The 15,025-nt window shown below is 72.2% G+C and carries 15 protein-coding genes; 10 read left to right on the top strand and 5 right to left on the bottom strand.

The window, feature by feature from the left end; genetic code table 11:
• The first annotated feature begins 25 nt into the window (after positions 1–25).
• Positions 26–1,420, top strand: coding sequence for an MFS transporter (locus tag ACH4TP_RS02930; RefSeq protein ID WP_398435398.1), 1,395 nt, complete (start codon positions 26–28; stop codon positions 1,418–1,420).
• Between the two features lie 68 nt (positions 1,421–1,488).
• Here ACH4TP_RS02930 and ACH4TP_RS02925 read toward each other — a convergent pair whose 3' ends face one another.
• A complete protein-coding gene (locus ACH4TP_RS02925; RefSeq protein WP_398186980.1) occupies positions 1,489–1,701 on the bottom strand; it encodes an acyl-CoA carboxylase epsilon subunit in 213 nt (70 codons plus the stop codon).
• 29 nt (positions 1,702–1,730) lie between these two features.
• Entirely contained in the window at positions 1,731–3,323 is a 1,593-nt protein-coding gene (locus tag ACH4TP_RS02920) for an acyl-CoA carboxylase subunit beta (RefSeq protein ID WP_389220370.1), read from the bottom strand.
• Between the two features lie 134 nt (positions 3,324–3,457).
• Between ACH4TP_RS02920 and ACH4TP_RS02915 the strand changes: the two genes are divergently transcribed.
• The 5 genes from ACH4TP_RS02915 (at position 3,458) to hutH (ending at position 9,375) form a co-directional block, all read left to right on the top strand.
• Positions 3,458–4,303 (top strand): biotin--[acetyl-CoA-carboxylase] ligase, encoded by an 846-nt coding sequence (locus ACH4TP_RS02915; RefSeq protein ID WP_398435396.1) that lies wholly within the window; start codon positions 3,458–3,460, stop codon positions 4,301–4,303.
• 171 nt (positions 4,304–4,474) lie between these two features.
• Positions 4,475–5,632, top strand: a complete 1,158-nt coding sequence (locus ACH4TP_RS02910; RefSeq protein ID WP_389220366.1) for an adenylate/guanylate cyclase domain-containing protein — start codon at positions 4,475–4,477, stop codon at positions 5,630–5,632.
• Between the two features lie 62 nt (positions 5,633–5,694).
• Positions 5,695–6,483 (top strand): enoyl-CoA hydratase/isomerase family protein, encoded by a 789-nt coding sequence (locus ACH4TP_RS02905; RefSeq protein WP_398186975.1) that lies wholly within the window; start codon positions 5,695–5,697, stop codon positions 6,481–6,483.
• Positions 6,484–6,570: 87 nt separating this feature from the next.
• Complete coding sequence (locus tag ACH4TP_RS02900) at positions 6,571–7,734, top strand: diguanylate cyclase domain-containing protein (RefSeq protein ID WP_398186973.1); 1,164 nt, start codon at positions 6,571–6,573, stop codon at positions 7,732–7,734.
• Positions 7,735–7,833: 99 nt separating this feature from the next.
• Positions 7,834–9,375, top strand: coding sequence for a histidine ammonia-lyase (gene hutH, locus ACH4TP_RS02895; protein ID WP_389221556.1), 1,542 nt, complete (start codon positions 7,834–7,836; stop codon positions 9,373–9,375).
• A gap of 89 nt (positions 9,376–9,464) precedes the next feature.
• Here hutH and ACH4TP_RS02890 read toward each other — a convergent pair whose 3' ends face one another.
• Positions 9,465–9,740, bottom strand: a complete 276-nt coding sequence (locus tag ACH4TP_RS02890; RefSeq protein WP_389220356.1) for an LAETG motif-containing sortase-dependent surface protein — start codon at positions 9,738–9,740, stop codon at positions 9,465–9,467.
• A 111-nt stretch (positions 9,741–9,851) separates the two neighbouring features.
• Between ACH4TP_RS02890 and ACH4TP_RS02885 the strand changes: the two genes are divergently transcribed.
• Together ACH4TP_RS02885 and ACH4TP_RS02880 are read left to right on the top strand one after the other, a co-directional pair.
• Positions 9,852–10,190 (top strand): hypothetical protein, encoded by a 339-nt coding sequence (locus ACH4TP_RS02885; RefSeq protein ID WP_389220353.1) that lies wholly within the window; start codon positions 9,852–9,854, stop codon positions 10,188–10,190.
• A gap of 183 nt (positions 10,191–10,373) precedes the next feature.
• Complete coding sequence (locus tag ACH4TP_RS02880; protein WP_398186968.1) at positions 10,374–11,642, top strand: Ig-like domain-containing protein; 1,269 nt, start codon at positions 10,374–10,376, stop codon at positions 11,640–11,642.
• A 59-nt stretch (positions 11,643–11,701) separates the two neighbouring features.
• Here the strand turns inward: ACH4TP_RS02880 and ACH4TP_RS02875 are convergent, their stop codons facing one another.
• Positions 11,702–12,568, bottom strand: a complete 867-nt coding sequence (locus ACH4TP_RS02875) for a helix-turn-helix transcriptional regulator (protein ID WP_389220347.1) — start codon at positions 12,566–12,568, stop codon at positions 11,702–11,704.
• A gap of 128 nt (positions 12,569–12,696) precedes the next feature.
• On the opposite strand from ACH4TP_RS02875, the gene ACH4TP_RS02870 reads away from it, so the two are divergent.
• Entirely contained in the window at positions 12,697–13,749 is a 1,053-nt protein-coding gene (locus tag ACH4TP_RS02870) for an NAD(P)-dependent alcohol dehydrogenase (protein WP_398435392.1), read from the top strand.
• A gap of 77 nt (positions 13,750–13,826) precedes the next feature.
• Positions 13,827–14,174: a DUF1330 domain-containing protein gene (locus ACH4TP_RS02865; protein ID WP_398435390.1), complete on the top strand. Its 348-nt coding sequence runs from the start codon at positions 13,827–13,829 to the stop codon at positions 14,172–14,174.
• Between the two features lie 140 nt (positions 14,175–14,314).
• On the opposite strand, the gene msrA is transcribed toward ACH4TP_RS02865, so the two are convergent.
• Entirely contained in the window at positions 14,315–14,977 is a 663-nt protein-coding gene (gene msrA / locus ACH4TP_RS02860) for a peptide-methionine (S)-S-oxide reductase MsrA (protein ID WP_398186960.1), read from the bottom strand.
• Between the last annotated feature and the right edge of the window lie 48 nt (positions 14,978–15,025).

Below are 15,025 nucleotides of genomic sequence, written 5' to 3'. Positions count from 1 at the left end.
GGCTTCCCATTAAGGGGTCCTTCGCATGGTCGCCCTCGATCTCCCCACCCCCTCGTCCACCCGCCCCGACCGGATGACCGGCCGGATGCGGCTCGTCCTCGTCGTCCTCCTCCTCGCCCAGTTCATGCTGGCCGTCGACTTCTCGATCCTGAACGTCGCCCTGCCCGTCATCGGCCAGGGACTCGGCTTCACCCTCGGCGGCCTCCAGTGGATCGCCACCGCCTTCGCCCTCGCCGCCGCCGGATTCACCCTCCTCTTCGGGCGCGTCGCCGACCTGATCGGCCGCCGCCGCCTCTTCCTCGGCGGCATGGCCGTCCTCGGGCTCGCCTCCCTCGCCGGCGGACTCGCCACCGGCCCCGGGACGCTCATGGCCGCCCGGGTCGCCCAGGGCCTCGCCACCGCGGCCGTCACCCCCGCCGGGCTCTCCCTGCTCACCTCGTCCTTCCCCGAGGGCCCGCTGCGCGCCAAGGCGCTCGGCCTGAACGGCGCCCTCATGTCCGCGGGCTTCACCACCGGTGCGATCCTCGGCGGCGTCCTCGCCGACCTGCTCTCCTGGCGCTGGGCCTTCCTCGTCAACGTGCCGGTGGCGCTCGCCGTCCTCCTCGTCGCCCCCGCCGTCATCGCCGAGAGCCGCCCCGCCGTCCGCCCCCGCCTCGACGTCCCCGGCGCGATCACCGTCACCGGCGGACTCCTCGCCCTCGTCTACGGCCTCACCGTCACCGGCGAACACGGCCGGCCCGACCCCACCGCGCTCGCCGCCCTCGCCGCCGGCGCGGTGCTCCTCGCCGCCTTCGTCCTCGTCGAACGGCGGGCCGCCTCGCCCCTCGTCCCGATCCACGTCCTGAGGCGCCGCACCGTCGTCCGGGGCAACCTCGCCGGGCTCGTCGCCTTCGTCACCGAGACCTCGCTGGTCTTCCTGATGACCCTGTACCTCCAGGACGTCCTGGGCTTCTCCCCGCTCGCCGCCGGACTCTCCTTCGGCGTCCTCGGCGCCGGCACCGTCCTCGGCGGGCTCGCCGCCTCCCGCTTCATCGGCCGCTTCGGCGCCCGCGCCGCCCTCGTCTCCGGCGGCCTCTTCCAGGCCCTCGCCACCCTCTCCCTGTACGCCCTCGGCGACGACCGCGGCAGCCTCGCCCTCCTCCTCACCGCGACCTTCGCCGGCGGCGTCGGCAACATGCTCGCGATCGTCGGCTTCATGGTCACCGCGACCTCGGGCCTCCCCGACGGCGAGCAGGGCATGGCCACCGGGCTCGCCACCATGACCCAGCAGATCGGCATCACCATGGGCACCCCGGTCATGAGCGCCGTCGTCGTCACCGCGCCCGTGCTCCTCGACGGCATCGGCCGCGCGGTCCTGGTCAACGCCGCGATCGTCGCCGCCGGAGCCGTACTGTCGGGCCTCTTCCTCCGCCGCACCTGAGAAGTGGCCCGGGCACGCGAAAGGCCGGACCCCCCGCACAAGGGGTCCGGCCTCTCGCCATGCGACGACTACGCGGGCCAGTACGACCGCGCCCAGGCCCGCGGGCCCGGCCGGTGCCGCACCGACCGCGCGATGCGGGAGGGGTCCGACCAGCCCTCCGGCACCGCCGGGCCGCCCGCCCCGGCGGACGCCGCCGCCGTGGCCGCGGCCCGGGCTTGAACGACCGCCAGTGCGGCGGCCAGCTCCTCGGGCGTCGGATTGCCTCGTACGACCTTGATCACAACGGCTCCTTCAGCGCTCGTGCGGGGGCCTACAGCGGGATGTTGCCGTGCTTCTTCGGAGGAAGGGATTCCCGCTTCGTCCGCAGCTGACGCAGGCCCTTCACGATCTGCGGGCGCGTGTCCGACGGCAGGATCACCCCGTCGATGTAGCCGCGCTCGGCCGCGGTGTACGGGTTGAGCAGCGCGTCCTCGTACTCCTGCATGAGCCGCGCCCGCTCCGCCTCCTGATCCTCCGCATCGGCGATGGTCCGCCGGTGCAGGATGTTGACGGCGCCCTGCGCGCCCATGACCGCGATCTGCGCCGTCGGCCACGCCAGGTTCAGGTCGGCGCCCAGGTGCTTGGAGCCCATGACGTCGTACGCGCCGCCGAAGGCCTTCCGCGTGATGACCGTGATCAGCGGGACCGTCGCCTCCGCGTACGCGTAGATCAGCTTCGCACCGCGCCGGATGATGCCGCCGTACTCCTGGTCCACGCCCGGCAGGAAGCCCGGCACGTCCACGAAGGTCAGCACGGGGATGTTGAAGGCGTCGCAGGTCCGCACGAACCGCGCGGCCTTCTCGGACGCGTTGATGTCCAGGCAGCCCGCGAACTGCATCGGCTGGTTCGCGACCACGCCCACCGGGAAGCCCTCGACGCGACCGAAGCCGGTCAGGATGTTCGGCGCGAACAGCGCCTGCGTCTCCAGGAACTCCCCGTCGTCCAGGACGTGCTCGATGACCTTGTGCATGTCGTACGGCTGGTTCGCCGAGTCCGGGATCAGCGCGTCGAGCTCGCGGTCCTCGTCCGTCACCTCGGTCTGCGCGACCTCGGGGAAGGCGGGCGCCTCGGAGAGGTTGTTCGAAGGGAGGTACGAGAGCAGCGACTTCACGTACTCGATCGCGTCCTTCTCGTCCCCCGCCATGTGGTGCGCCACGCCCGAGGTCGAGTTGTGCGTCCGGGCGCCGCCCAGCTCCTCGAAGCCCACGTCCTCGCCGGTCACCGTCTTGATGACGTCCGGACCGGTGATGAACATGTGCGAGGTCTGGTCCACCATCACCGTGAAGTCGGTGATCGCGGGCGAGTACACCGCACCGCCCGCGCACGGGCCCACGACCAGCGAGATCTGCGGGATCACACCCGACGCATGCGTGTTCCGCCGGAAGATCTCGCCGTACATCCCGAGCGCGCTCACGCCCTCCTGGATGCGGGCGCCGCCGGAGTCGTTGATGCCGATGACCGGGCAGCCCGTCTTCAGCGCGAAGTCCATCACCTTGATGATCTTCTGGCCGTACGTCTCGCCCAGCGCCCCGCCGAACACCGTGAAGTCCTGCGAGAACACCGCCACCGGACGCCCGTCCACCGTGCCGTAGCCGGTGACGACCCCGTCCCCGTACGGCCGGTTCCTCTCCAGGCCGAAGTTGGTCGAGCGGTGGCGCGCCAGCTCGTCCAGCTCCACGAACGACCCCTCGTCGAGCAGAAGGGCGATCCGCTCACGCGCGGTCAGCTTGCCCTTGGCATGCTGCTTCTCCACCGCCCGCTCCGAGCCGGCATGCGTGGCCTCGTCGATACGGCGCTTGAGGTCCGCGATCTTGCCCGCGGTCGTGTGAATGTCGATCTCGTACTGCTCTGCCGGCTCGGACATCGGGATGCGGCTCCCTGCCTGGTCACGGGGGGTTCGTTGACTACGAATGGGCTACTGCTGGCCTACTGATCCGTAGAGTATCGACGGCGATACGGTTCGGCACTGCGGTCTTTGCCACACCTACTCTGGCTTGCATGACGTCCTCCCAAGGCTCCGGCGGACCCTGGTCCGACCTCGACCGGCCCCCGCTGAACGCCCCCGCGCTGCGCCGCGCGCTCGTGCTTCCCGACGGACTGTGGACCTCGTTCGACGTGGTCACCAGCACCGGCTCCACCAACAGCGACCTCGCCGTCCGGGCCGACGAACTGCCCGAAGGGGCCGTGCTCGTCGCAGAGGAGCAGACCTCGGGCCGGGGCAGGCTCGACCGCAGCTGGACCGCGCCCGCCCGGTCGGGGCTGTTCCTCTCGGTGCTGCTCAAGCCCGATGTGCCGGTCCACCGCTGGGGCTGGCTGCCGCTGCTCACCGGCGTGGCCGCCGCGACGGGCCTCGCGAAGGCCGCCCGCGTCGACACGTCCCTCAAGTGGCCCAACGACCTGCTGGTTTCCGGCGGGGGCGAGGAGCGCAAGACCGGCGGGATCCTCGCCGAGCGGGCCGGGGCGGACGCGATCGTCGTCGGACTCGGCATCAACGTCACCCTCCGCGAGGACGAGCTGCCCGTGCCGACCGCGGGCTCGCTCCTCCTCGCCGGAGCGGCCTCCACCGACCGCGACACCCTCCTGAGGGCCGTCCTGCGCTCCCTGGAGCAGTGGTACGGCGACTGGGTGCGGGCCGACGGCGACCCCGCCGCCTCCGGCCTCCAGGCGGCCTACGCGGCCGGCTGCGCCACCCTCGGCCGCCGCGTCCGCGCCGAACTGCCCGGCGAACGGATGCTGGAGGGCGAGGCCGTCGCCCTGGACGGCGACGGCCGCCTGGTCGTCGAGACGGAGGGCGGCGGCACGGAGGCGGTGGGAGCGGGCGACATCGTCCACCTGCGGACGTGACCCGGTGCGGGCCGCGCCCTCCGGGCCGTTCGCCCGGAAGGCCCGCGCGGCCCGGTCCGGCAGCCGTTCGCGCGTGAGCCAGCACACACCTGCCGTATCGTGGACCGGGATCGAAGGCGACAGATCGGCAGGGCAAGTGGGCAGCGGCAGGGAACGGGCAGGAGGCGGCCGGTGACCGTCGACGACGCGAGCGCGGGCGGCAGGGCCGAACCGGCCGAGCCGGCCGCACCGCCCACGTACCCCACCCCCCACCACGAGGTCGACCACACGGCGGAGCCGAGCCACGACCCCCTCGCCATCCGCCTCGAACAGCTCATCCTGGGCGCCGACCGCCGCTACACCCCGTTCCAGGCGGCCCGCACCGCCGGCGTCTCCATGGAGCTCGCCTCCCGGTTCTGGCGCGCCATGGGCTTCGCCGACATCGGCCAGGCCAAGGCGCTCACCGAGGCCGACGTCCTCGCCCTGCGGCGGCTCGCCGGCCTCGTGGAGGCCGGGCTGCTCAGCGAGCCGATGGCCGTGCAGGTGGCCCGCTCCACGGGACAGACCACCGCGCGCCTCGCCGAGTGGCAGATCGACTCCTTCCTGGAGGGCCTGACCGAGCCGCCCGAGCCCGGCATGACCCGCACGGAGGTCACGTACCCGCTGGTCGAGCTGCTCCTGCCGGAGCTGGAGGAGTTCCTGATCTACGTGTGGCGCCGGCAGCTCGCCGCCGCCACCGGCCGGGTCGTCCAGGCCGCCGACGACGAGGAGATGGTCGACCGTCGGCTCGCCGTCGGCTTCGCGGACCTCGTCGGCTTCACCCGGCTGACCCGCCGCCTGGAGGAGGAGGAGCTCGGCGAGCTCGTCGAGGCCTTCGAGACCACCTGCGCCGACCTCGTCGCCGCGCACGGCGGCCGGCTCATCAAGACCCTCGGCGACGAGGTGCTCTACTGCGCCGACGACCCGGGCACGGCCGCCGAGATCGCGCTCCGGCTCATCGAGACCCTCAGCCACGACGAGACGATGCCCGCGCTGCGCGTCGGCATCGCCTTCGGCGAGGTCACGACCCGGATGGGCGACGTCTTCGGCACCACCGTGAACCTGGCCAGCCGCCTCACCTCGATAGCCCCGAAGGACGCCGTCCTCGTCGACGGCGCCCTCGCCGAGGAGCTGATCCGCACCGGCGAGGCGCCCGCCTCGGAGGCGGAGACGGCCGAGGAGGCGGCCCGTGCCGAGAAGGAGGGTCGCACCCCCGCCGCGTACCGCTTCGCCCTCCAGCCCATGTGGCAGCGCCCGGTCCGCGGCCTCGGCGTCGTCGAACCCTGGCTCCTGAGCCGCCGCCCGACTTAGGATCTCCCGGTGAACGCCTGTTAACAGCCGTTAACAGGCCTGAACCGGGAGGGTGTGCGGTCATGTCCGAGCAGCGCTTTGGTGAGTTCGTGGTGGTCCGGAAGGACGGGCACGTCGCGGAGCTGGTCCTCGACCGGCCCAAGGCCATGAACGCGGTCTCCTCCGAGATGGCCCGCTCCATCGGGGCCGCCTGCGAGGCCCTCGCCGCCGATCCCGAGGTCCGCGTCACCGTCCTGACCTCCTCGAACGACCGCGCCTTCTGTGTCGGTGCCGACCTGAAGGAGCGCAATTCCTTCACCGACGCCGAGCTCGTCCGCCAGCGCCCGACCGCCCGCGCCTGCTACACCGGCGTCCTGGAGCTGCCGATGCCGACCGTCGCCGCCGTGCACGGCTTCGCCCTCGGCGGCGGCTTCGAGCTGGCGCTCGCCTGCGACGTCATCGTGGCCGACGCGACCGCCGTCGTCGGCCTCCCCGAGGTCTCCGTGGGCGTCATCCCCGGCGGCGGCGGTACGCAGCTGCTCCCGCGCCGGGTGGGCGCGGCGCGCGCCGCCGAGCTGGTCTTCACGGCCCGCCGGGTGGAGGCGGTCGAGGCCCGCGAGCTGGGCCTCGTGGACCTCCTGGAGGAGGACGCGCGGACGGCGGCCCTGGAGCTTGCCGGGCGGATCGCGGCGAACTCGCCGGTCGGCCTGCGCGCCGCGAAGAAGGCGATGCGGCTCGGCCAGGGCCTGGACCTGCGGGCGGGCCTGGAGGTCGAGGACGCGGCCTGGCGCTCGGTGGCCTTCTCGGGCGACCGGGCGGAGGGCGTGGCGGCCTTCAACGAGAAGCGGAAGCCGAACTGGCCCGGCGAGTGACCTCTGGTTCCTACCGTTTTGTACCAAATATCACTTAACGTGACGTCTCGGTGGGGAAAACGGATCAAACCTCCCTAAGCTGGAGGAATGGGTGAGGACGTGCGGCTGCGGGCCGTGGTGGCGCTGGCGCAGGGGATCGCGGCGGCGCACACTCCGCGCGAGTTCTGGCGGGCGGCGGCGCTCGGCGCCTGCCAGGGGCTCGACGGGAGCTTCGCCGCGCTGTCCGTCTGGGAGCGGGACCACGGCCGCCTGAAGGTCCTGGTGAACGCCGGGGACCGGGCCGTGGGCGAGGAGGAGTTCCCGGACTCGGAGACGTATCCGGTGCACCAGTTCCCCGAGATCACCGAGTTCCTGCACGAGCAGTGGGCGGGCGGCGGCGAGCCGGACGCCTGGGTGGAGACGGCCGCGGACCCCGTCCCGACGGGCCGGGTGACCGGCCTGCGGCGGCGGGGTCGCGGCTGCTGCGTGGTCGCCCCGATCGTGCTGCACGGGCGCGCGTGGGGCGAGCTGTACGTGGCCAGACCGCAGGGGGAGAAACCTTTCACCCGCGCGGACGCCGATTTCGCGACCGTCCTGGCGGCGGTCGTCGCCGCCGGCATCGCCCAGGCCGAGCGCCTGGAGGAGGTCCGCAAGCTGGCCTTCACCGACCCCCTGACCGGCCTGGCCAACCGGCGGGCCGTCGACACCCGCCTGGACGAGGCCATCGAGCGCTACCGGGTCGACGGCTCCGTGGTGAGCCTGATGGTCTGCGATCTCAACGGCCTCAAGCGCGTCAACGACACCCACGGCCACGCCGTCGGCGACCGCCTCCTCGAACGCTTCGGCTCGGTCCTCTCCCGCTGCGGGGCCATGCTCCCCGGCGCCCTCGCGGCCCGCCTGGGCGGCGACGAGTTCTGCCTGCTCACCGTCGGCCCGACGGCGGACGAGGTCGTCGCGGTCGCCGGGGAGCTGTGCGTACGGGCGGCGGAGCTGGAGCTCGGCGAGGGCGTGGCCTGCGGGGTCGCGTCCACCGGCGACCCCATCGGCCCCCTCAGGTCGGCCCGCCGCCTCTTCCGGCTCGCCGACGCCGCCCAGTACCAGGCCAAGGCCGACCGCTCCGCGAAGCCCGTCGTCGCGGGCCGCGACGGCACGGTCATCCGCCTCGCCGACGCGCCCCCGGGAGCCCGGGACCGCCGCCGCTTCCGCGACGCGCCGCCGACGGGCCCGCTGCCGGCGGAGCCACCGCCGGGGGACCCGCCCCGGGACCGTTGACCGCGAGGCGACTCGGTAAGGGGCCGTCCCGTGTGGGGACGGTGACGAAATCACCTAGTGACATGTCGGTCTTCAATCCGTAGGGTGCTGAATATGGATATGCAGACAGTCGTCCTCGGCACGTCCGGCACGACCCCGCAGGACGTCATCGACGTCGCCCGCCACGGCGCCCGCGTCGAGCTGTCGACCGAGGCCGTGGCCGCCCTGGCCGCCGCCCGTGACATCGTCGACGCGCTCGCCGCCAAGCCCGAGCCCGTCTACGGGGTCTCCACCGGATTCGGCGCGCTCGCCACCCGGCACATCAGCCACGAGCTCCGCGCCCAGCTCCAGCGCAACATCGTCCGCTCGCACGCCGCCGGCATGGGCCCGCGCGTCGAGCGCGAGGTCGTGCGCGCCCTGATGTTCCTCCGCCTGAAGACCGTGGCCTCCGGCTACACCGGCGTCCGCCCCGAGGTCGCCCAGACGATGGCCGACGTCCTCAACGCCGGCATCACCCCCGTCGTCCACGAGTACGGCTCCCTCGGCTGCTCCGGCGACCTCGCCCCGCTCTCCCACTGCGCCCTCGCGCTCATGGGCGAGGGCGACGCCGAGGGCCCCGACGGCGTCGTCAAGCCCGCCGGCGAGCTCCTCGCCGCCGCCGGCATCGCGCCCGTCGAGCTCAAGGAGAAGGAGGGCCTCGCCCTCCTCAACGGCACCGACGGCATGCTCGGCATGCTGATCATGGCCCTCGCCGACCTCGACACCCTCTTCAAGTCGGCCGACATCACCGCCGCGCTCTCCCTCGAAGCCCTCCTCGGCACCGAGAAGGTCCTCGAACCCGAGCTGCACACCGTCCGCCCGCACCCCGGCCAGGCCGCCTCCGCCGCCAACATGCTGGCCGTGCTCAAGGGCTCCGGCCTCACCGGCCACGCCCAGGCGGGCGAGGCCCCCCGCGTCCAGGACGCCTACTCGGTCCGCTGCGCCCCGCAGGTCGCCGGTGCCGGCCGCGACACCATGGCCCACGCCCGGCTCGTCGCCGAGCGCGAGCTCGCCGCCGCCGTCGACAACCCGATCGTGCTGCCCAGCGGCGAGGTCCGCTCCAACGGCAACTTCCACGGCGCCCCCGTCGCGTACGTCCTCGACTTCCTCGCGATCGCCGCCGCCGACCTCGGCTCCATCGCCGAGCGCCGCACCGACCGGCTCCTCGACAGGAACCGCTCGCACGGCCTCCCGCCGTTCCTCGCGGACGACGCCGGGGTCGACTCGGGCCTGATGATCGCCCAGTACACGCAGGCCGCCCTGGTCAGCGAGATGAAGCGGCTCGCCGTCCCGGCCTCCGCCGACTCCATCCCGTCCTCCGCGATGCAGGAGGACCACGTCTCCATGGGCTGGTCCGCCGCCCGCAAGCTGCGCACCGCGATCGGCAACCTCAACCGGGTCCTCGCGGTCGAGCTGTACGCCGCCACCCGGGGCATCGAGCTCCGCGAGGGCCTGACCCCCGCGCCCGCCTCGCGGGCCGCCATCGAGGCCCTGCGCGCGGCCGGCGTCGAGGGCCCCGGCCCGGACCGCTTCCTCGCCCCCGACCTCGCGGCCGCCGACGCCTTCGTCCGCGAAGGGAAGCTGGTCGCCGCCGTGGAGCCGGTCACCGGCCCGCTGGCGTAACGGCGTCAGGACGAGAGGTACGGAAGGGCCGCCCCCGATCCCGGGGGCGGCCCTTCCGCGCGTACGGGGTCAGAAGCGCCGACGCACCGTCAGAAGGCGCGGCCCCGGCGCCGCATCGCGAGCGCCACGAAACCCGCGCCGACCCCCAGGAACCCCGTCCCGCCGAGCAGGTACGGCGTGCTGTCCCGGCTCCCGGTCTCGGCGAGGTCCCCGTCCTCGCCGTCCGTCACGGGGCCGCCCTGGGTCACCCCGATCCGCGCCCCGCCCCGCTCGTCGGTGGCGTTCGCGGACGGCACGAACCACAGGGCGCACAGCAGCGTCCCCGAGGCGATGGCGGTCAGCAGTGGGCGTCGGGCGACGGACACGGAAATTTCGATCCCCCTTGCGGAAACCGCGAATTGGTCGGTGCGCCGATGCTACGGAACACAGCGGGTCGCGGGAAAGCCGAGGCCCCCCGGACCCCTACGCTCCGACCCATGAGTACTTCTGAGACCACGCGCTATGTCCGCCTTCGCGTCGATGTCGTCCTGGAGATCGACGGTCCCACCGAGCTGACCGAGGCCGCCGAGGCCCGGATCGACGGCGACGAGTTCATGCCCGAGGAGGAGCGGGCGCACGCCCGCGAGGCCGCGCGCGAGGACAGCGCCGAGGCGCTCGCCTACCTCGTGGAGCCCTTCGACCTGATCCGCGACGTCCCCGGCATCGAGATGGTCCAGGCGTCCTGGAGCAGCGAGGAGATCGAATACGACCCCGACGCACTGGAGTGGGACCTCGGCGAGGAAGATGGTGCCGAGGAAGACGACGACCGGCCGTAGGGCCGGCACCCACCCCGTCCGCGGGCCCCGGGACTCCCTCCCGGGGCCTTTTCGCGGCACCGGGAACCGGACGGCCCCGCCCGTGCGTGTGGATCAGTGGTGTTCCCCACAAACCCCCCGGTAACGAAACCGGACGGGGTCTCATGGCGTTCATTAGAAGAAGTTGGCAGGGAACCGGCGACGATGGAGAAGCGTGTGATGACGGTCGGCAAGCGCCGCAGGAGCCTGGCGGCGGCAGCCGCGGTGCTGGGTGGCGTACTCGTGCTCTCGGCGTGCAACGACGGGGACAAGGGCGGCAGCGCCTCCGGTTCCGCTTCGCCGCAGTCGCAGGCCCAGGTCGACGAGGCGGCCGCGCAGAAGACCTCCAAGGCGCAGATCACCATCTCGCCGAAGAACGGCGCGCAGAACGCCTCCATCAACAACGACGCCAAGGTCACCGTCGCCGAGGGCAAGCTCACCGAGGTCACCATGACCTCCGCCGAGGGTGTCGCGGTCCAGGGCGAAATAGCGGCCGACGGGCTCAGCTGGAAGCCGAGCGGGCCGCTCAAGCGCGCCACGGTCTACAAGATCGCCGCCACCGCCACGGACGCGGAGGGCCTGGAGGCCCACGAGAACTCCTCGTTCACCACCGTCTCGCAGGCCAACAGCTTCATCGGCAACTTCACGCCCGAGGACGGTTCGACCGTCGGCGTCGGCATGCCGGTCTCGATCAACTTCAACAAGGCGATCAGCAACAAGAAGGCCGTCCAGAGCGGCATCACGGTCACCTCCAGCTCCGGCCAGGAGGTCGTGGGCCACTGGTTCAACTCGACGCGCCTGGACTTCCGCCCCGACGCGTACTGGACCGAGGGCTCGACCGTCACCCTGAAGCTGAACCTCGACGGCGTCGAGGGCGCGGACGGCGTCTTCGGCGTCCAGCAGAAGACCGTCACCTTCAAGATCGGCCGCAACCAGGTCTCCATCGTCGACGTCGCCACCAAGACCATGAAGGTCCAGCAGGACGGCAAGACGATCAAGACCATCCCGGTCTCCGCCGGCTCCCCGGAGAACACCACCTACAACGGTCAGATGGTGATCTCCGAGAAGTTCAAGGAGACCCGGATGAACGGCGCCACCGTCGGCTTCACCGACGACGACGGCAAGGGCGAGTACGACATCAAGGACGTGCCGCACGCCATGCGCCTGTCCACCTCCGGCACCTTCATCCACGGCAACTACTGGGGCGCGCGGTCGATCTTCGGCAGCGTGAACACCAGCCACGGCTGCGTCGGCCTCGCCGACGTCAAGGGCGCCGGCGACCCGAACCAGACGGCCGCCTGGCTCTTCGACCACTCGCTCATCGGCGACGTCGTCATCGTCAAGAACTCCAACGACAAGACGATCAAGCCCGACAACGGCCTCAACGGCTGGAACATGAGCTGGTCGGAGTGGAAGGCCGGCTCGGCGGTCTGACCCGTCCACGAGCGACGAGAAGGCCCCCTCCCGCACCGGGAGGGGGCCTTCTCGTCATGTCACTTCCGTACGTCCACGGGCTCGTCCACACCCCACTGCGCGAGCAGCCGCAGCGCGTCCGCCGAGGCCGACCCCGGCTCCGCCTGGTACGTGACGAGGACCAGGTCCGGATCGTCGCCGGACACCTTCAGGGCCTCGTAGAACAGCGTCATCTCGCCCACCAGCGGATGCCGCACCCGCTTCTGCCCGTGCCCCTTGTCGGTCACCGTGTGCGCCGCCCACAGCGAGCGGAACTCCTCGCTGCGCACGGACAGCTCGCCGACCAGCGCGAGCAGCTCCTTGTCGTCCGGGTAGCACCCCGCGTACAGCCGCAGCGTGCTCACGACCTCGACCGCCTTGCACTCCCAGTCGACGTAGAGGTCGCGCGTGTTCGGATCGAGGAAGATCATCCGGGCCATGTTCCGGTCACCCGGCTCCCAGGCCTCGAAATCGCCCATCAGGGCCCGCGCCATCCGGTTCCAGGCCAGGATGTCGCCCCGGCGGCCCAGGACGAAGGCCGGCAGCCCGTCCATCGCGTCCAGCAGGTGCTGGACGGCGGGGCGCACCCGCTGCGGCCGCGCGATCGCCGCCCGCTGCCGCTTCTTCACCGTCGGCTTCGCCAGATGCGTCAGATGGGCCCGCTCGGTGTCGCTCAGCCGCAGGGCCCGCGCGATGGCGTCGAGGACCTCCATGGACACGTTCCGGCCGTTGCCCTGTTCCAGCCGGGTGTAGTACGCCACGGACACCCCGGCCAGCTGCGCCAGCTCCTCGCGCCGGAGGCCCGGCACCCGCCGGTGCCGCCCGAAGTCGGGCAGGCCCACGTCCTGCGGCTTCAGCCTGGCCCTGCGGGAGCGCAGGAATTCACCGAGTTCGGTACTGAGGTCCATACGGCCCCATTATCGCCGCCGGGCCGCGCGGACGGACGTACGTTCCTGACCCTGCCAGTGGTAGGCACACCGGACGTAGGCAGAGCAGGTGGCTGGATGGGACCCCCGCGTCCCGGCAGCCTTGCAGCATGACCACGAACGCGACCACCGTCCCCGCGTACGCCGCACCCGCCGCCAACGCCCCGCTGGAGCGCACCACCGTGCCGCGCCGGCCCGTCGGCGAACACGACGTCCTCATCGAGATCAAGTACGCCGGAATCTGCCACTCGGACATCCACCAGGTCACCAACGGCTGGGGCGAGGGCATCTTCCCGATGGTCCCCGGCCACGAGATCGCCGGCATCGTCACCGAGGTCGGCCCGGGCGTCACCAGGCACCGGGTCGGCGACCGCGTCGGCGTCGGCTGCTTCGTCGACTCCTGCCGCGAGTGCGAGTACTGCCTGCGCGGCCTGGAGCAGTACTGCACCGGCGGCATGACCGGCACGTACAACGCCCTCGACAAGAACGGCGAGCCGACCTACGGCGGCTACTCCACCCACATCGTCGTCGACGAGAACTACACCCTGCGCATCCCCGAGGGCATCGGCCTCGACGAGGCCGCCCCGCTGCTCTGCGCCGGCATCACCCTCTACTCGCCGCTCGCCCACTGGGGGGCCGGCCCCGGCAAGAAGGTCGCGATCGTCGGCCTCGGCGGCCTCGGCCACATGGGCGTCAAGATCGCCCACGCGCTCGGTGCCGAGGTGACCGTCCTCAGCCAGTCGCTGAAGAAGCGGGAGGACGCCCTCAAGCTGGGCGCCGACCACTACCACGCCACCAACGACCCGGAGACCTTCACCGCCCTCCGCGGCACCTTCGACCTGGTCGTCTCCACCGTCTCCGCGCCCCTCGACTTCGACGCCTACCTGAGCCTGGTCAAGACGGACGGCGCCCTGGTGAACGTCGGCGCCCCCGAGGAGCCCGTCAAGGTCGGCCTCTTCTCCCTCATCGGCGGCCGCAAGACCCTCGCCGGCTCGATGATCGGCGGCATCGCCGAGACCCAGGAGATGCTCGACTTCTGCGCCGAGCACGGCCTCGGCGCCGAGATCGAACTGATCCGCGCCGACCAGATCAACGAGGCGTACGCCCGCGTCGTCGCGAGCGACGTCCGCTACCGCTTCGTCATCGACACGGCCACGATCTGACGCCCTCCCGCGTACACGGCCGGGGCATGACGTCCGGGGTAATCGACCCGGACGCCATGCCCCGGCACGCTTGCCCCATGACCGCATACGCCATCGGAAACCTCCACCCGAAGCCCGTCCTCGACGAGGAGGTCTTCACCTACATGGAGCGCATCCAAGCCACCCTCGACCCCTTCGGCGGCCACTTCCTCGTCCACGGCGCCCCCACCCGCGAAGTCCGCGAGGGCACCTGGCCCGGCGCCCTCGTCATCATCGGCTTCCCGACCTACGAGGACGCCCGCGGCTGGTACGACTCCGAGCCCTACCAGGCCCTGATCCCCCTCCGCACCCGCCACATGGCGGGCGACGTCCTCCTGATCGACGGGGTCCCGGAGGGGTACGAGGCGGCGGCGACGGCGGCCCGGCTGCGTTCGGCCGTCAACTGACCTCGCCGCAGGACCGGACCGGTGGTCCCGCGCCCGGCCGCCGGAGAACTCCGCCCGGGCCGGGGACCGTTGTCCCGGCCCGTGGCCGTGGGCGGCCCCCGCGACGGCCGGCGTCACATGTCGACGGTGGCCGAGAGCCGTCAGCCCTCGGCCTTCGCGACGCCGATCGGGCAGGAGACGCCCGTGCCGCCGATGCCGCAGTAGCCGGCGGGGTTCTTGTCCAGGTACTGCTGGTGGTAGGCCTCGGCCGGGTAGAAGGGGCGGTCGTCGGCGGGGAGGACCGTGGTGGTGATCTCGCCGTAGCCGGAGGTGGTCAGGACCTGCTGGTAGGCCTGGCGGGAGGCTTCGGCCAGGGCCGTGTGGGCGGGGGAGTGGGTGTAGATCGCGGAGCGGTACTGGGTGCCCACGTCGTTGCCCTGGCGGAAGCCCTGGGTGGGGTCGTGGGACTCCCAGAAGAGCTTGAGGAGGGAGTCGTACGAGACCTTCGACGGGTCGAAGACGACGCGGACGACCTCGGTGTGGCCGGTCAGACCGGAGCAGACCTCCTCGTACGCCGGGTTCGGTGTGTAGCCGCCCTGGTAGCCGACGAGGGTCGTCCAGACGCCGTCGGTCTGCCAGAACTTGCGCTCGGCGCCCCAGAAGCAGCCCAGTGCGAAGTCGGCGACCTCCAGGCCCTCCGGGTAGGGGCCGAGGAGCGGGTTGCCGAGGACGGTGTGCCGCTCGGGCACGGAGAACTCCGGCTCGGGGCGGCCGCGCAGGGCCTGCTCGGGGGTGGGGAGGACGGGGGTGCGGGACAGGAACATGCTGCATCTCTCCTCGACGGTCGGCAGGAGTGACAACAGTCCGGGGGC

The sequence above is a fragment of the Streptomyces sp. NPDC021012 genome, from assembly GCF_044333355.1.
In the GTDB taxonomy this organism is placed as follows: Bacteria; Actinomycetota; Actinomycetes; order Streptomycetales; family Streptomycetaceae; genus Streptomyces.
Note: the sequence above shows the minus strand (reverse complement) of the source record. Positions and strands in the feature narration are given on the sequence as shown.